13 protein-coding genes are annotated in these 16,419 nt (G+C 65.9%); 3 read left to right on the top strand and 10 right to left on the bottom strand.

Annotated features, from left to right (window positions below):
• Positions 1-46 precede the first annotated feature (46 nt).
• The 6 genes from rpoN to VGC56_RS01405 form a co-directional block, all read right to left on the bottom strand.
• Positions 47-1,531, bottom strand: a complete 1,485-nt coding sequence (rpoN, locus tag VGC56_RS01430) for an RNA polymerase factor sigma-54 (protein WP_464122766.1) — start codon at positions 1,529-1,531, stop codon at positions 47-49.
• 4 nt (positions 1,532-1,535) lie between these two features.
• Entirely contained in the window at positions 1,536-2,315 is a 780-nt protein-coding gene (gene lptB, locus VGC56_RS01425) for an LPS export ABC transporter ATP-binding protein (protein WP_464122765.1), read from the bottom strand.
• A gap of 97 nt (positions 2,316-2,412) precedes the next feature.
• On the bottom strand, positions 2,413-2,985 hold the full coding sequence (locus VGC56_RS01420) for an LptA/OstA family protein (RefSeq protein WP_464122764.1): 573 nt from the start codon (positions 2,983-2,985) through the stop codon (positions 2,413-2,415).
• Positions 2,982-3,665, bottom strand: a complete 684-nt coding sequence (gene lptC / locus VGC56_RS01415) for an LPS export ABC transporter periplasmic protein LptC (protein ID WP_464122763.1) — start codon at positions 3,663-3,665, stop codon at positions 2,982-2,984. The genes VGC56_RS01420 and lptC overlap by 4 nt, the downstream gene beginning before the upstream one ends.
• Before the next feature lie 11 nt (positions 3,666-3,676).
• Positions 3,677-4,294 carry a ribonuclease D gene (locus tag VGC56_RS01410; protein WP_464122762.1) on the bottom strand — a complete coding sequence of 206 codons (618 nt, stop codon included), beginning with the start codon at positions 4,292-4,294 and terminating at the stop codon, positions 3,677-3,679.
• 44 nt (positions 4,295-4,338) lie between these two features.
• A complete protein-coding gene (locus VGC56_RS01405; protein WP_464122761.1) occupies positions 4,339-5,109 on the bottom strand; it encodes a TerC family protein in 771 nt (256 codons plus the stop codon).
• 229 nt (positions 5,110-5,338) lie between these two features.
• Between VGC56_RS01405 and VGC56_RS01400 the strand changes: the two genes are divergently transcribed.
• Positions 5,339-6,217 carry a cold-shock protein gene (locus VGC56_RS01400; protein ID WP_464122760.1) on the top strand — a complete coding sequence of 293 codons (879 nt, stop codon included), beginning with the start codon at positions 5,339-5,341 and terminating at the stop codon, positions 6,215-6,217.
• Positions 6,218-7,991: 1,774 nt separating this feature from the next.
• Here the strand turns inward: VGC56_RS01400 and pyrC are convergent.
• A complete protein-coding gene (gene pyrC, locus VGC56_RS01395) occupies positions 7,992-9,032 on the bottom strand; it encodes a dihydroorotase (RefSeq protein ID WP_464122759.1) in 1,041 nt (346 codons plus the stop codon).
• Positions 9,033-9,104: 72 nt separating this feature from the next.
• Between pyrC and ygfZ the strand changes: the two genes are divergently transcribed.
• Complete coding sequence (gene ygfZ / locus VGC56_RS01390) at positions 9,105-9,818, top strand: CAF17-like 4Fe-4S cluster assembly/insertion protein YgfZ (protein ID WP_464122758.1); 714 nt, start codon at positions 9,105-9,107, stop codon at positions 9,816-9,818.
• Here ygfZ and VGC56_RS01385 read toward each other — a convergent pair.
• The 3 genes from VGC56_RS01385 to acnA all read right to left on the bottom strand — a co-directional run bounded on the left by VGC56_RS01385 (position 9,811) and on the right by acnA (position 13,417).
• The gene (locus VGC56_RS01385; RefSeq protein WP_464122757.1) at positions 9,811-10,473 is read right to left on the bottom strand and encodes a cyclase family protein; all 663 of its coding nucleotides are present in this window, start codon (positions 10,471-10,473) and stop codon (positions 9,811-9,813) included. The genes ygfZ and VGC56_RS01385 overlap by 8 nt on opposite strands.
• The gene (locus tag VGC56_RS01380; RefSeq protein ID WP_464122756.1) at positions 10,431-10,619 is read right to left on the bottom strand and encodes a CBU_0592 family membrane protein; all 189 of its coding nucleotides are present in this window, start codon (positions 10,617-10,619) and stop codon (positions 10,431-10,433) included. Before VGC56_RS01380 ends, VGC56_RS01385 begins: the two co-directional genes overlap by 43 nt.
• Before the next feature lie 77 nt (positions 10,620-10,696).
• Positions 10,697-13,417: an aconitate hydratase AcnA gene (gene acnA / locus VGC56_RS01375; RefSeq protein ID WP_464122755.1), complete on the bottom strand. Its 2,721-nt coding sequence runs from the start codon at positions 13,415-13,417 to the stop codon at positions 10,697-10,699.
• A gap of 381 nt (positions 13,418-13,798) precedes the next feature.
• Between acnA and VGC56_RS01370 the strand changes: the two genes are divergently transcribed.
• Positions 13,799-16,273, top strand: a complete 2,475-nt coding sequence (locus VGC56_RS01370; RefSeq protein WP_464122754.1) for an NACHT domain-containing protein — start codon at positions 13,799-13,801, stop codon at positions 16,271-16,273.
• Positions 16,274-16,419 lie beyond the last annotated feature (146 nt).

Here is a 16,419-nt window from a genome sequence, read left to right as displayed (position 1 = left end):
CGCGTTTTTTGGAGTCTGGTTGTTGCGCGGCCGCCACGGACGGCCGTCACGCCGCGCGCGCGCCGATCGCCTTTTGCCGCCGCCGCTGCACGGACGACCCGATCCCGAGAGCTTCGCGATATTTGGCGACGGTGCGGCGGGCGATGTCGAAACCCTTGGCACGGAGCAGGTCGACGAGCTGGTCGTCGGAGAGGATTGCGTTCCCGCTCTCGGCAGCAATGAGCGCGCGGATGTGCGACTTGACCGCCTCGGCGGACACGGCGTCGCCGCCGTCGGAGGACTGGATGCCGCTGGTGAAGAAATATTTGAGCTCGAACAGGCCGCGGTCGCATTCGAGATATTTGTTCGAGGTGACGCGGCTCACCGTCGATTCGTGCATGCCGATTACTTCGGCGACCTGGCGGAGCGTGAGGGGGCGCAGGTGGGCGACGCCGTGGCGGAAGAAGCCGTCCTGCTGCTTGACGATCTCGGCGCTGACCTTGACGATGGTGCGGGCACGCTGGTCGAGGGCCTTGGTCAGCCAATTGGCGCTGGCGAGGCATTCGGAGAGCCACGCCTTGGATTTGCGGTCGGCGCCGGTGGCGAGCTCGGTATAATAAGAGCGGTTGACGAGCAGCTTGGGCAGGGTCGCCGAGTTGAGTTCGATCGCCCAGCCGCCGGCGCGGCGGGCGACGTACACGTCGGGCACCACCGCCTCGATTCGCTGGCCCTGCGCGAAGCGGCAGCCGGGCTTGGGATCGTAGGCGCGCAGCTCGCGGATCATGTCGGCCAAATCCTCATCGTCGACGCCGCAGATGCGGCGGAGCGCGCCGAGATTGCCCTTGGCGAGATAATCGAGATTGTCGATCAGCCGCGCCATGGCAGGGTCGTAGCGGTCCGCCTCCTTGGCCTGCAAGGCGAGGCATTCGGCGAGAGAGCGGGCGGCCACGCCGGCCGGGTCGAAGCTCTGCACGACCGCGAGGACGCGCTCGACCTCGGCGAGCGGCACGCCGAGGCGGTGGGCGATGTCGAGCAGCGAGCCGGAGAGCCAGCCCGTCTCTTCGACCTGCTCGATGATCTGGCGGGCGATGAGGAAATCGGCGGCGGAAAGCCGTTCGCCGGCCTGCGCGATCAGATGCTCGTGCAGCGAGATATCGCCGGCTTCGAAGCTGTCGAAGTCCGGCCCGTCCCCTTCCGAACCGCCGCCGCTTATGCGTTCGAGGCCGAGGCCGCCGTCCAGCGCGCGGTCGGCGGCGCTGTCCTGGTGGAGATTCTCGTCATTGAGGTCGAGGTCGAGCGCAGCGTCGCCGCCGCCTCCGAGCATCAGCTCGTCGGACGTCGCCGGCTCGCCCGCGTCGGGCGCGGCCTCGGCGACGGGCGGCGCGTCGTCGCTGCCGCCGGTGTCGAGCAAAGGGTTGCGCTCCAGCTCCTCGGCGATGAAGCTCTCGACCTCAAGGTTGGAGAGCGCCAGCAGCCGGATCGCCTGCTGGAGTTGCGGGGTCATCACCAGCGACTGGCTCTGCCGAAGGTCGAGGCGTGGACCGAGGCCCATGATGCTAGAGCTCGAAACTCTCGCCGAGATAGAGGCGGCGCACGTTGGGGTCGCGGACCAGCGCCTCGGGGCTGCCGGCGAAGAGCACTTCGCCGCCGTAGATGATGCAGGCGCGGTCGACGATGTCCAGCGTCTCGCGGACATTGTGGTCGGTGATGAGCACGCCGATGTCGCGCTTCTTCAGCTCGCAGACGAGATCGCGGATATCCGAGATCGAAATCGGGTCGATGCCGGCGAACGGCTCGTCCAGCAGCATGATCGACGGATCGGCGGCGAGCGCGCGGGCGATCTCGCAGCGCCGCCGCTCGCCGCCCGACAAGGCCATGGCCGGCGAGTCGCGCAGGTGGGTGATGTGGAATTCGCCGAGCAGGGTCTCCAGCCGCTCGCGCCGCCGCGCCTTGTCGGGCTCCGACAGCTCGAGGACGGCTTGGATGTTCTGCGCCACCGTCATGCCGCGAAAAATCGACGTCTCCTGTGGCAGATAGCCGAGGCCGAGGATGGCGCGCCGGTACATGGGGAGGCCGGTGATGTCCTGGCCGTCGAGCATGATCCGGCCATGGTCGGGCTTCACTAGCCCCATCACCGAGTAGAAGCAGGTGGTCTTGCCGGCGCCGTTGGGGCCGAGCAGACCGACCACCTCGCCGCGGTCGACGTGCAGCGACACGTCCTTCAGCACCACCTTGCGGTCGTAGGATTTGGCGATCGATACGACCGACAGCCCCTCGGCATAGTCTGCCGCCTCGGCCCCCCGGTCCGGGGTCTTCAGGAGGGTGGCCTCGTTCATCAGGGCTCCGATCGCTCCAGCGGGATGTAAGCCATGCCGCCCGCCGCCTCAACTGGCAGGCTTCGTGCATGAACAAAAATGATGGTCTTGGAGGCGGTCAGCGGCTCGCGGAAGGACTCGATTTGCCCTGGTTGACCGTGAACGAGCCGGTGACGCGGCCGCCTGGATTGGCCGAACCCGCCGCGCCGCCACCGTCCATCACCGCGCGGCCGCTGTTCAGATCGTAGACCAGCCGCGCCCCGCTGACCGTCGCGTCGCAGCGGGTGAGGGTGACGCCGCCGACCATGGTGATGATCTTCTGGTTCAGATCGTAGATGCCGAACGCGCCCCGCGCCGTCTCGCCGGGCCCCTTGATGACCACGCCGCCGCTCGCATCGAGCCGGTCGACATGGGTCGAGGGCTTCTTCGAGTAAGCCGCAACGACCCGCGACGCGGTCAGCGTCAGCTCGGCCTGGCGGGCGACGACGTTGCCGGTGAGGATGGCCTTGCCCTGCTGGTCCTGCACCTCGATGCGCTGCGCGTCCCAATCGACCGGCGCATTGCTGTTGTGGCCCTTCAAGCCGCTCTGCGCGCAGACGCCGTTCCTCGCAGGCGCCGCCGCGGCCGAGGGAATGCCGGGCACCGCCGTCGCCGCCGCGGCGAGGAGGATGAGGAGGCGTTGCGCGCTCATTTCTTCCCCCTGAGGCCGCCCTGCGTAATATGCAAGTGGGCGCGGCCCGTCAGGACGACGCTCTTGTTGCGGATGTCGGACGTCATGTTGTCGGCGCGGAAGGTGCCGACGTTGGTCGTGCCCTCGACGCCGTTGCTGCCCGTCACCTTGTGGGTGTTGAGGTCGATGTTCACGTCGCGCGTCTCGAGCCTGTAGCCGTTCGCGGCCTGGACGTGGACCGGGCCCTGGACCTGCATCTGCTGCTTGTCGATATTGTACTGGCCCTGGTCGGCATTCACCGTCGCCGGCCCCTCCTTCATCTGCAGCTGGGCGGCCATGCCGTTGACGTTGACCAAAGGCGCTGCCGCGGTCGGCTGGACCGCCCGCTGCGCCTGGATGGTGAACGGCCGCCCTTGATCGTCGACGCCGCGATATTCGGCGGACTGGGTCTTCAGCCGCTCGTGCGCCACCTCGACCTTCTTCTTGTCGAGGAGGAAGCTGTTCTCCTTAGTCTTCGAGAGCGGCGAGAGGAGCAGATAGGCGAGCACCACGCCGACGCCGAGCGGCAGCAGGATCTTCAAAAACCCGACCAGCCAGTCGTGCGCGCTGCCCGGCCGCGCCCAGCCGCGCTTGACCGCGCGGTCGCGCCTCGCCGCGTCGGACGTGGCGCCGGCGTCCGGCTTGGCGGCGGCTTCAGACATGGCGGCGGCCATCAGACATGCGCGAAGATGTCGACCTCCGGCCAGCCGGCGAGATCGAGCATCGCCCGGTGCGGCAGGAAATCGAAGCAGGCCTGGGCGAGCGGCCAGCGCCCCTCGCGGGTCAGCCGCTCGTCGAGCCTCTCCTTGAGCTGGTGGAGGTAGCGCACGTCGGACCCGGCATAATCCTTCTGCGCGTCGGAAAGCTCGGGCGCGCCCCAGTCGGACGATTGCTGCTGCTTCGACACGTCGACGCAGAGCAGTTCCTTGACCAGTTCCTTGAGGCCGTGACGGTCGGTGTAGGTCCGCACCAGCCGGGAGGCGGTCTTGGTGCAATAGACCGGCTCCGCCATCACCCCGAGATAGGCGCGCATGATGGCGAGGTCGAAGCGGGCGAAATGGTAGAGCTTCAGCCGGTTGGGGTCGGTCAGCACCGCCTTCAGGTTCGGCGCATCGAAGCGGCTGTCGGGGCCGAAGCGGACGAGATGCTCCTCGCCGCTGCCGTCCGAAATCTGGACGAGGCAGAGGCGGTCGCGCCCCGGGTGGAGGCCCATCGCCTCGGTGTCGACGGCCACCGGCCCGTCGCCGAACACGCCGGCGGGCAGATCCTCTTCATGGAAATGAACGGTCATCGGAGCCAGATAGGCGCAAGCGCCCCCCGCCTCAATGGCCTCGCCTAATGCGCCCGCCGCCGCCGGGCGACCATGTTGAGCCCCTCGACCAGCGCCGAGAAGGCCATGGCGGTGTAGATATAGCCCTTGGGCACATGGACGCCGAAGCCGTCGGCGATCAGCACCGCCCCGATCATCAGCAGGAAGCCCAGAGCCAGCATCACCACCGTCGGGTTGCGCCCGATGAAGTTCGCCACCGGATCGGCGGCGAACAGCATGATCGCGACCGCGACCACCACGGCGACGACCATGATCGCGAGCTGGTCGGTCATGCCGACCGCGGTGAGGATCGAATCGATCGAGAAGACGATGTCGAGCAGCACGATTTGGACGATCGCCGCGCCGACCCCGAGCACCGCCTTCGACGTATCGAGGATGCCGTCCTCCTCGCCCGGCTGGAGATTGTGGTGGATTTCGCGAGTCGCCTTCCACAGCAGGAACATCCCGCCGGCAATCAGGATGAGATCGCGCCAGGAGAAAGTGGTCTCGAAGCTCGGCTCCCCGTGCGGGCCGGGGGCGCCGGCGATGCCGAGGTCGAGCACCGGCGCGGTCAGGCCGACCAGCCAGGCGATCGCCGACAGCAGCACCAGCCGCATGATGAGGGCGAGGCCGATGCCGATCCGCCGCACCTTCTGCCGATTCGCCTCGGGCAGCTTGTTCGAGAGGATCGACACGAAGATCAGATTGTCGATGCCGAGCACCACTTCCATCACGATGAGGGTCGCAACGGCGGCCCAGGCGGCCGGCTCGGCGAAGGTCCCGAAGAGAGAGTCCATGCCTGTTCAACGCCCTGCTTTTGAAGGTTCGGCCATGGCACGAGGCGGGAGCGGGAGCCAGCCTGAACGCCAGATGAAGGAACGAAGCTGAATCCCCTCGCCCGAATCATATTCTTCGGCTATGTGAGTCGGCAGTGTGCCGTGGATGTGGCGCATGAGGCCGTTTGCGCGATCAGCCCAGCGCGGTGGTTCTAAGGGAGACGAGGGCGCTGGAAAGTAACTGAGGATCATGGGTTTCGATAGAGGACGCCGCGGCGAGCGCGGTGGGCGCGGCAGGGACAAGCGCGACGGTTTCGGCGGCGACGATATTTACGGCGGCGGCGGCGGATTTGAGGATCGGGGCGGCTTCGGCGGCGGCGGCGGCGGCGGCGGCTACCGTGGCGGCGGTGGCGGCTACGGCGGCGGCGGCGGCGATCGCGGCGGCTTCGGCGGCGGCGGCAGCAGCTACGGCGATCGTGGCGGCGGCGGCGGCGGTTACCGCGGCGGCGGTGGCGGCGGCTTCGGCGGCGGCGGCGGCAGCGGCGGTGGTTTCCGCGGCGGCGGCGGCGGCGGTGGCGGCGGCATGCCCCCCCAGGTCGTCGGCCAGGGCAAGGGCATCGTCAAATTCTTCAACGGGCAAAAGGGCTTCGGCTTCATCGTCCGCGACGACGGCGGTGAGGACGTGTTCGTCCACATTTCGGCGGTCGAGCAGGCGGGCCTCACCGGCCTTGCCGAAGGCCAGCCGCTCGAATTCACCCTCGTCGATCGTGGCGGCCGCGTCTCGGCGACCGACCTCAAGATCGAGGGCGAGCCGATGCCGGTCACAGATCGCGCTCCGCCGCGCGAGCCGCGTGAAGGCGGCTTCGGCGGCGCCGGCGGCGCCGGCGGCGGTGGACCGCAGCGCCAGCTGACCGGCGAAAAGGCCCAGGGCACCGTCAAGTTCTTCAACGCCATGAAGGGCTTCGGCTTCATCAGCCGCGACGACGGACAGCCCGACGCCTTCGTCCACATCTCGGCCGTCGAGCGTGCCGGCATGTCGAGCCTCAACGAGGGCGACCGCGTCGAGTTCGAGCTCGAGGTCGATCGCCGCGGCAAGACGGCGGCCGTGAACCTGCAGTCGCTCGGCTGAACCACTTCCCTTCGTGGGGCGAAAGAAACCCGGCTGCTCCCAACGGAGCGGCCGGGTTTTTTCGTTGCGACAAGGAGAGGGCGCGGCGTTAGCCTCGTGACGGAGATGCAGGGGCAGGAGCGGCGATGATCGTGTTGGGGTGGGCGCCGGGAATGATCCTCGCGCTGTGGGCTGGGCTCGTATGGACGACGCCGGTCCCTGCGGCGGAGGCGCCGCGCGGGAAGGCTGAGGTTGTCGTGGAGGTGAAAGCGGACGGAGCGCATGCCCTGTTCCTCCTCGATCGGCCCGTCTCCCGATTCGCGTTCGAAGGCGATACCGTTCTTCGATCCGACGATTTCGAAATGGTGACGCCGGGACTGACCTTCGCCGGAGACGCCGTCACGGCGCCTGCTCGGTTCCGCCGGTTTGAGATCCGCATCCGCCCGACCGCCGAGGAGCACGACGCGAAATATCCCGCTTTCGTCGCGATCGGCGGCGGCGGCGTGCTCTACGCGCCGGCACTGCTGGGCAAGGCCTCGGCCTGGCGGACGACGATGAGGTTCAAGACGTCGCCGGGCCAGGTGCGGGCCCCGTCGACGGGAGAGGTTAGCGATGGGATGGTGTTCATCGGCCCGACGCCGCTGCTCAACCGCGCCCGAGGCCTCGATGTCGCTGCCGATCCGGCGACCCCGGCATGGCTGGTTGCCGAAGTCCGCAGCGACCTTGCCTCCGCCGTCGCGGTCTACCGCAAGGCGATGGGGGTCGCGCCGCGACGCACGCCGCTGCTCGTATTGCGGCATTTCGGCGGCGGTCGCAGCTATAATGTCGGCGATGCGACACCGGGGGCGGTAGTGACCATCCGATTCCACGGCGATGCCTGGAAGACGCGCGATCCGCAGACGGCAGCGAAGATCCGCACGTTCATCTTCCACGAAGCCTTCCACTTCTGGAACGGCGGCATCGCGTCGCCTGCCGATGGCACGCCGACATGGCTTCACGAGGGCGGTGCCGATTATGTGGCGCTTCTTGCCACCACCGCGCCGGGTGCGGCCGGTGATCGCGCTGTCGCAGGCCAACTCGCCGACGCCCTCAATCGTTGCCGCATCGGGGTCGAGGCAGCGGGCGACAGGGGGCTTTCGCAGATTGGCTTCCTGACCAACCGGATCCGCTATCCCTGCGGGATGGTCCTGCAATGGGCTGTGGATCTTGCGGTGCGACAGGCGCGCCCCAAGGCGACGATCCTCGATGTGTGGGGGGCGACGATCCGGAAGGCCCGTCCGTCGCGCGCCAAGACCTACGGCGTGAGCGATTTCTATGCCGCCGCCGGGATCGCACACGCGGAGGGCTTCCTCCCCGCCGCCCTGCTCGTCGAGCGGAGCGGCCCCGCCCGTTGGGACGAGCTCCCACGGGCGCTGAACCGGCTGGGCGCGCAGATCGAGCAGGAGGTGACGCCGGCTGGCCGCAGGATGGCGCTGCTCTTCCACGTGCTGGGCCAGAGCTGCACCCGGCTTGCGGAGGGCGAGGGCTTCGGCTTCTACACGGGTCCCGCTCAGATCAGGCTGCAGACGCCGGCCGGCTGCGGAGATTTGGCGGGCGATCCTGTGCTCAAGAGCATCGAGGGCGGCGATCCGGTGGCGCTCACCGCCGACACCTACGCCGCTGTCCAAAAGAAGTGCGCGTCCGGCGAGGCCGTTGTTTTGGTGACGGGCGACGGCAGGAGCCACGCCGCGCCATGCCGAAAGCCGCTCGCCGATGCGCCGAAACAATACGCGGTGCGGCGCTGGCGGTCGCCCGCTCAGGCCGACCCGGCACGGCGCCAGGGGAGCGTTTCACCGGCGCGGAACGGGACCAGCCCGGCTTCTCCGCCCCCGACGCGGTCCGGAACCGCAACCTCCGCCCGCTCCAGCGTCAGCGTCCCCTCGTTCGGCGGCAGCCCGTAGAACCGGGGCCCGTTCTCCGACGCGAACGCCTCAAAATGACCGAGGGCGCCGTCTTCGTCGAAGACGGCTGCGTAGGTTTCGAGGGCGTAGGGGGCGTTGAAGATGCCGGCGCAGCCGCAGGCGCTCTCCTTGCGCTCGACGCTGTGCGGAGCGCTGTCGGTGCCGAGGAAGAATTTCGGCGAGCCGGAGGTGGCGGCGCGGCGGACGGCGAGGCGGTGCTCCTCGCGCTTGGCGACGGGGAGGCAGTAAGCGTGCGGTCTGAGGCCGCCGGCGAACAGTGCGTTGCGGTTGATGAGGAGGTGCTGCGGGGTGATGGTGGCGGCGATGTTCGGACCGGCCGCTTCGACAAAGGCGACGGCCTCGGCGGTCGTAATGTGCTCCAGCACGATCTTCAGCGCCGGGAAATCCCGCACCAAAGCCCCCAGCGTGCGCTCGATGAACACCCTCTCCCGGTCGAATATGTCGATGTCCGGATCGGTGACCTCGCCGTGGACGAGGAGCGGCATGCCCAGCCGCTGCATCGCCTCGAGCGCGGCTTGGATGTTCGCGATGGCCGTCACCCCGTGCGCGGAGTTGGTCGTCGCGTTGGCCGGATACAGCTTGGCCGCCGTGAAGACGCCGCTCTCGAAGCCGCGCGCAAGCTCCGCCGGGTCCGCCTCGTCGGTGAGGTAGCAGGTCATCAGCGGGGTGAAACCCGTGCCCTCGGTGGCGGCGAGGATGCGCGCGCGATAGGCGTCGGCCGCCGCGACCGTCGTCACCGGCGGATCGAGGTTCGGCATGACGATGGCGCGGGCGAACTGCCGGGCGGTGTAGGGCGCCACCGCCTCCAGCATCGCTCCGTCGCGGAGGTGGACGTGCCAGTCGTCGGGCCGGCGGAGGGTGAGGCGGTCGATCATAGGCTCTTTGGCATCGGCTCCTTTGGCATCGGCTCCCTTGGGATCGGCGCTCCGGCTCCCTATCAAGGGTGCATGGCCGCGACCACCCTTTCAGACCGTGCCCTCCTCCGCCTCTCGGGCGAGGAGGTGCGGCCCTTCCTGCAGGGGCTCGTCACCCATGATGTGACCCTCCTCGCCCCGGATCGTCCGCTCTGGGCCGGGCTGCTGACGCCGCAGGGCAAGGCTTTGTTCGATTTTCTCCTCTGGGCCGCCGACGACGACGTGCTGATCGACTGCGAAGCGGAGGCGGCGGCCGACTTGGCGAAGCGCCTGACCCTCTACCGCCTGCGCCGCAAGATCGGCATCGCCCGCGAAGAAGGCCTCGCCGTGCATTGGTCGGCGGACGGCGCACAAGGCTTGCCCGATCCCCGCCTGCCGGACCTCGGCCGCCGCTGGCTCGCGCCGGCCGGTGAAGCCGCCGAAGGCTGGCTCCGCCACCGCCTGTCGCTCGGGGTGACCGAAGGACGGGCCGAGTTCGGCTCGGACAAGATTCTCTGGCTCGAATGCAACGCCGGCGAGCTGAACGGCGTCAGCTTCACCAAGGGCTGCTATGTCGGCCAGGAAAATACCGCCCGTATGAACTATCGGTCGAAGGTGAACCGACGCCTCGTCGTCGTCCCGGCAGAGGCGCCCGGAGAACGGACGCGCGCCTTTTATCCGGGGCTGGGCCTCGCCGTGGAGCACCGGCGCGTCGAGGACCTCGGCTCTGCCATTATGCCCGGCTGGCTGGCGCCGGCGCTCAGCTGATCGCCGCGAACGCCCGCACCGGGAAGGTGCCCATTCGGGCGACCTTCGGCGGCATGGCATAGAAGCGGAATCCCTCGTCCGGCAGCGCCCCCAAGTTGGTCATGTGCTCGCAAATGAGGATGCCAGCGCCCAGCAGGGCGGTGTGGACCGGCCGCGCCCGCCGGGCCGTGTCGTCGATATTGTGGCTGTCGATGCCGACGAGCTTCGCGCCCCCTTCGACCAGCAGGCGCGCCGCCGCTTCGGTGAGGAAGGGATGGCCGCTCTGATAGGCCTCCGTCCGCCAGTGGCGGTCCCAGCCGGTGTGGACCAGCACGGCCTTGCCCCGCACATCCAGTCCGTCGAACAGCTCCGGCCCGATCGCCGGCCCCTCCGACCGCACCACTACGCCCGGGAGCCGCGCGAGCTGCTCCAGCGCCAAAGCGGCGAGGTCGGCGCCCTCCTCGAAACGGTGGAACGGGGCGTCGAGATAGGTGCCGGTGTTGGCGACCATGTCGATCCGGCCGATCTGGAAGGTTGCGCCGTCGTCGTAGAATTCGGCCGAGAGCGCGCGGCTCCAGAAGTCGCAGATGTGCGGGCCGGGAAGACCTTTGTAGGTCGTCATCCCGTCCTCGATCACATGGCTGAGGTCGACGAGCCTTTCCGCCAGATCCGCCACAGGGCCACTCCTCCGATCAGCGCCCATACTACGTTCAGCGAGGCCGAAGGCACGGCGCGGTGCCACCAGCCGTTGACGACGAACCCGGCCGCGCCGGCGACGTTCATCGCCTGGTAGAGCGCCGACTGGCCGGTGAGGCGGCCCATCGAAAGCAGGAGGTACGCCGCCAGGATCAGCAGCGCCCCGGCCCAGCCGAGGATTTCGACGAGGAGCTCGATCCCGCTCAGGCTGCGAGGTTCCGGAGCACGTAGTGGAGGATGCCGCCGGCCCGGAAATATTCCAGCTCGTTCAAGGTGTCGATCCGCACCCGGGCCGGGAAGGACGAGGCGCCGCCGTCGGCGCGGGTGACCTGGACCGCAATCTCCTGGCGCGGGCTGAGGCTGCCGATCCCCTCGATGGTGAAGGTCTCGGTGCCGTCGAACTGGGGCGGCTCGCCGAGGAACTGCAGGGGGAGGACGCCCATGCCGACGAGGTTCGAGCGGTGGATGCGCTCGTAGGTCTCGGCGATAACGGCGCGGACGCCAAGCAAATTGGTGCCCTTGGCCGCCCAGTCCCGCGACGAGCCGGTGCCATATTCCTTGCCGGCGATGACGACCAGCGGCGTGCCCTCGGCCTTGTAGCGCATCGCCGCGTCGTAGATCGGCATCACCTCGCCGGTCGGCACATATTTGGTCACCCCGCCCTCGATGCCGGGGACCATGCGATTCTTGATGCGGATATTGGCGAACGTGCCGCGCATCATCACGTCATGGTTGCCGCGCCGGGCGCCGTAGGAGTTGAAGTCGCCCCGCGCCACCTGGTGCTCGGAGAGGTAGCGGCCCGCCGGACTGTCCGGCTTGATCGCCCCGGCGGGGGAAATGTGGTCGGTGGTGATCGAATCCCCGAATATCGCGAGCGGCCGCGCGCCGATCACGTCCGACGGGGGCACTGGCGTCATCGTCATACCCGTAAAGTAGGGTGGGTTGGCGATGTAGGTGGAGCCCGCCGACCAGGCATAGGTCTCGCCGCCCGCGACCGGAATGCCGCGCCACTTCTCGTCGCCCTGATAGACGTCGGCATAGCGGGCGCGGAACATGTCGCCATGGACATACTGGTCGATGAGGCGCCGCACCTCCTCGTTCGAAGGCCAGATGTCCTTCAGATACACCGGCGCGCCGTCGGACCCGTCGCCGATCGGATCGTCGATCATGTCGTGGGTCACCGTGCCCTTCAGCGCATAAGCGACGACGAGCGGCGGCGAGGCGAGGTAATTGGCGCGCACGTCCGGCGACACCCGGCCTTCGAAATTGCGGTTCCCCGAGAGGACCGAGGCCGCGACCAGGTCGTTCTTGTTGATCGCGTCCGAAATCTGCGAGGGCAGCGGCCCCGAATTGCCGATGCAGGTCGTGCAGCCGTATCCGGCGAGGTTGAACCCGATGGCGTCGAGATCCGCCTGCAGCCCGGAGGCGACGAGATAGTCGGTCACCACCTTCGATCCCGGCGCCAGCGAAGTCTTGACCCACGGCTTGCGGGTCAGGCCTTTCGCGCGCGCCTTGCGGGCGACGAGGCCGGCGGCGATCAGCACCGCCGGGTTGGACGTGTTGGTGCACGACGTGATGGCGGCGATGACGACGTCGCCATGGCCGAGATCGGTGGTCGCGGCGGCCTGCGCGTCGAGCGCGTCGGCGCCCGCGCCCGGGTTGGTCACCGGCACGCGCTTGCCGAGCTCGCCGAGCTCATGGCCATATTCGCGGGTGAAATTGGCGATGAACTCCTCGTCGACGCGGGAGAGCGGCACCTTGTCCTGCGGCCGCTTGGGGCCGGCGAGCGAGGGCTCGACCGTGGCCATGTCGAGCTCCAGCGTGTCGGTGAACACCGGCTCGTGGATGTGGCCGGGCTCCAGCCACAGGCCCTGCGCCTTGGCATAGGCCTCGGTGAGCGCGACCTGCTCGTCCGGCCGGCCCGTCAAACGCAGATATTCGATCGTCTTGGCGTCGACCGGGAAGAAGCCGCAGGTCGCGCCATATTCGGGCGCCATGTTGGCGATCGTCGCCCGATCGGCGACGGTCATGCTGTCGAGCCCCGGCCCGTAGAATTCGACGAAGCGGCCGACCACGCCCTTCTGCCGCAGCGCCTGGGTGACGGTGAGGACGAGGTCGGTGGCGGTGATCCCCTCGCCGAGCGCGCCCGTCAAATGGAAGCCGACCACCTCGGGGATCAGCATCGAGACCGGCTGGCCGAGCATCGCCGCCTCCGCCTCGATCCCGCCGACGCCCCAGCCCAGCACGCCGAGGCCGTTCACCATCGTGGTGTGCGAGTCGGTGCCGACGAGCGTGTCCGGATAGGCGACCTCCGCCCCGCTCTGGTCCTTCGACGACCACACGCCCCGCGCGATATATTCGAGATTGACCTGATGGCAGATGCCGGTGCCCGGCGGCACCACCTCGAAATTGCGGAACGCCTTCGAGCCCCATTTCAAAAATTCGTAGCGCTCGTAATTGCGCTCATATTCGAGCGCGACGTTATGCTCGAACGCCTTGGGCGTCCCGAACTCGTCGACCATCACCGAATGGTCGATGACGAGGTGGACGGGGACGAGCGGATTGATCTTCTCGGGATCGCCCTTCAGTTCCGCCATCGCATCCCGCATCGCGGCGAGATCGACGACCGCGGGGACGCCGGTGAAATCCTGCATGAGCACGCGCGCGGGCCGATACTGGATCTCGCGCGCCGGCCCGGCCGGATTGTCCTGCCAGCCGACCAGCGCCTGGATGTCGGCCCGCGTCACCGTCTTCCCGTCCTCGAAGCGGAGGAGATTCTCGAGCAGCACCTTCATCGAAAAGGGGAGGCGCGAGACGGAGCCAAGCTGCGCGGCGGCCTTGTCGAGGGAGTAGTAGGCGTACCTGCGCCCGGCGACGTCGAGTTCGGTGCGGGTGTTGAGAGAGTCGTTTCCGACGGCTGTCATCGGGGGCCTTTCGGTACGGCGCATGCGGGCTGTCCGGCATGCGCAGGAGAAAATCGCCATTCCGCAATCTGCGGAATTTGGGTGCGCTCTAGCAACGCACGGCAGGGGTTGGAAGGGTCCGGAAGTCGCCCGCCCGTCCTGCTGAACTTGTTTCAGCCTACAATGCGAGGCGAAACACGGCGCAGCAGCTCCAGGTTCGCAGGTGGACCGCAACCTTTACCCCCCTTTCCAAAGTCGGAACGCCAGCTGTGGGGAGGCGGCCGGCTGGTCGCCCGCCGCGACCGGTGTCAGCTTCAGTACGCATCCCGCTCGAAAGTGCTCACACGGCCTGCGACAAGATGGGTCTACAGAAACAGGACGCGCGCATTGACCGCAGGGCGCGTGCGGCTCAACATCGAAACCCTCAAGCTTAGGAAGATCGAAATGGCCGCTCCTGATAGTCTTTTAGCGGATGCCCATGTGCCCGGCGCGGCACTTAGAAACGAAGCGATGAGCTTCCTCTCACAGGTGTATGGCCAAGGCAAATGCGAGATGAGAGTGGCCGGTAAGAAAGTAGACGCAGTATTCTCGGTGAAAGACTTAGGCCGCGACACGACGCTCCTTGTTGAGTGCAAAGATTATAGAAGGAGACTCACTCGTGATCATGTGGCGCGCGTTTGGTCGGATTATTCCGGAATCGTAGGTCTCCAAGACCCTTGTAAGTTGCTTATTGTCTCCAGAAATGGCCTTACAACCGACGCGGCGGCTTTCGTTGACGAACAGCCTGCAATTCGTCACTTAACCATTTGGGAGCTAGAGAATGAGGTCTTGGGACTACTTCCATATATAACGTCACTCCGTGACTCGTTTTCATCGGACGGGCTGAGTCAATACTATGTAGAGGCTCGCGCTAAATCTGTATGGTATGAGACAGACGGCACAAGGGAGTTATCCGATCACGTAGATTTACTCATAAACTCTCTGCGCAACTGGGCTGCAGATCCTTGCGAGACTGCTCCAGTTGCGATTTTAGGTGGGTATGGCGCTGGCAAGACGAGCTTCGCGAAGCGGCTTGTCAGTGACTTGGCTACTCAGTCTATAGCTGATCCGCACGTTCGGAGGCCTATCCTAATAAAACTTGGTAACATCGGCAGGTTCGCATCTCTTGACGGGCTGCTTGGCGCACTCTTCACCAGTGAATTTAGCGTGCGCGGATATTCTTTCTCAAGATTCACAGACTTCAATCAGCGCGGACGCTTTGTCGTGGTGCTGGATGGTTTTGACGAAATGAAACACGCCATGAAATGGGGTGACTTCAGGCTGCAGTTGCAAGAACTGAACCAGCTGGTTGTCCCGAAATCCAAGGTCGTCCTGCTAGGTCGTCCGTCGGCCTTTCTCTCAGATGCTGAGTATAATTACGCGTTGCGGGGCTTGAGGCCCATATCGGGCGACCTGTTAGTCTCAGTACCCGGCTGGCCCTCATTTCAGGAATTTGAGCTTCAAGAGTTCACGATCGACGAAATTGAGAGTTTCGTGACCCGTTATGTTGTCCATTCGGCATCTAAGCCTATTGTGCCGGAGATATCGGCCGCCGAGAAGGCCGTCTGCCTCCGCCAGATTCGTGCAATAGTGGAATTAGATCCCGAACTCTTTTCGCGTCCAGTGCACGTTAAACTTCTTGCGGACATCGCATCGTCGCGCAGCGGTGATTTGAGTACGTTAGCCTCAAATCTATCGCGCTGGAATTTGTACGAGGCGTTTTTTGCACTGTTGATTGAACGGGAGAATATGAAGGAGGCAAGGAAGGAGCTTTCTGACGATACTCGTTTCGAGTTCGTTCGCCGAATAGCTCGCTGGATTTGGCTCGAGAAGGACGGGGCGTCTTTCTTCACCCCCGATGAGCTTCCAGAGAGCGTCCTGCGTGCCCTCCCCGACTATGGTGAGGACGAGGATGAGGGTATGCTCCGGGAGGCACTCTCGGGCTCTTTCTTAGACCGCAAGCCCGGTGATATATTCTATTTCCCACATCGCTCGTTCGCAGAGTTCCTCGTTGCGTTCGGAATCTTCAAAGAAGAACCGTCGGGGGCGGACCATGCCCAAAACAACAGGATTTTCAGCCCGGGGGTATATGACTTCCTCTCCGACAAAATAGGGCAGTTTGACGGCCGGCCCCGGATAGAAGCATTTAGCCGAGTTTGTTGCGTGGTTAAAGTAAACTACCTTCGGTTCTTGTGCGAAGCCGTCGGGTCGCCTTACAAAGCAGCAGATTCCCTGCTGCCGGGCTCTCATTGGAAGGCCCTCCTTAGGTCTCTTGGTGAGTCGTTTCACCCTGGGCCTACGGCTCTCGCGAATGCGCCAGGCGAGCTTTCTCGGTCAAGGCCAGTGGAAGGTGCCTTGCTTGTCACCGCAATTGCGCCAGGGGGGTTCTTGCGGGGCGGCTGTACGGTCAATGAGGCGCGGTATGCTGTTCGTGTTGCGGCGGCACTCCTCACGCGTCTCTTCGACGCTATAGAGCCAGCTCAGGATGACGAGCGATTGATGCTCAATCAACGAGAGTCTGGAGAGCTTCTGGATATAGCCAGATCTGCTCTCATTGGCCCACGCCTGCGTGGCGACGATCTAGTATTCGAGTTCAGCTGGTACGGACTGAGAGACTACTGCCATGGCGTCATGATAGAAGTCGGCTTAGGCATCGAGGACATGATGTACGAGGAGATCGATGCTGTTGATAAGCATCTTTGGCTCTCTGTCGATGACGTTTTGGAAGAGGTGGCTCCTTTTGTGCGAGGACGCGCGACTGCTTTCTTCAAATCTAAGAGACGCAATCTATCCGAGGTGGTGCTTTTTGATCTACGGCCGGAGCGGCCGGAATGGTAGCTTAAGCCGTATCTCGCCTTGCCGCTTTCGTTAGGATCTTTCCGTCGGTGTCTTGTGCAGTGGCCGTGGCGGGTAAGAAATTGCAGGGGTTCAAACGGGCGAGACGTGCCATTCACATGGATAGGTACTTTGCCAACCTGCGTCTT

Origin of the sequence: Allosphingosinicella sp., from assembly GCF_036403745.1 — a bacterium.
GTDB lineage: Bacteria > Pseudomonadota > Alphaproteobacteria > Sphingomonadales > Sphingomonadaceae > Allosphingosinicella.
This window is presented reverse-complemented; position numbering and strand designations above follow the sequence as displayed.

Coding starts and splice junctions, on each gene's coding strand:
- lptC (WP_464122763.1), bottom strand. CDS start 3,665: ATGTCTGAAGCCGCCGCCAAGCCGGACGCCGGCGCCACGTCCGACGCG.
- VGC56_RS01405 (WP_464122761.1), bottom strand. CDS start 5,109: ATGGACTCTCTCTTCGGGACCTTCGCCGAGCCGGCCGCCTGGGCCGCC.
- VGC56_RS01410 (WP_464122762.1), bottom strand. CDS start 4,294: ATGACCGTTCATTTCCATGAAGAGGATCTGCCCGCCGGCGTGTTCGGC.
- pyrC (WP_464122759.1), bottom strand. CDS start 9,032: ATGATCGACCGCCTCACCCTCCGCCGGCCCGACGACTGGCACGTCCAC.
- rpoN (WP_464122766.1), bottom strand. CDS start 1,531: ATGGGCCTCGGTCCACGCCTCGACCTTCGGCAGAGCCAGTCGCTGGTG.
- acnA (WP_464122755.1), bottom strand. CDS start 13,417: ATGACAGCCGTCGGAAACGACTCTCTCAACACCCGCACCGAACTCGAC.
- ygfZ (WP_464122758.1), top strand. CDS start 9,105: ATGGCCGCGACCACCCTTTCAGACCGTGCCCTCCTCCGCCTCTCGGGC.
- VGC56_RS01400 (WP_464122760.1), top strand. CDS start 5,339: ATGGGTTTCGATAGAGGACGCCGCGGCGAGCGCGGTGGGCGCGGCAGG.
- lptB (WP_464122765.1), bottom strand. CDS start 2,315: ATGAACGAGGCCACCCTCCTGAAGACCCCGGACCGGGGGGCCGAGGCG.
- VGC56_RS01380 (WP_464122756.1), bottom strand. CDS start 10,619: ATGGGCCGCCTCACCGGCCAGTCGGCGCTCTACCAGGCGATGAACGTC.
- VGC56_RS01420 (WP_464122764.1), bottom strand. CDS start 2,985: ATGAGCGCGCAACGCCTCCTCATCCTCCTCGCCGCGGCGGCGACGGCG.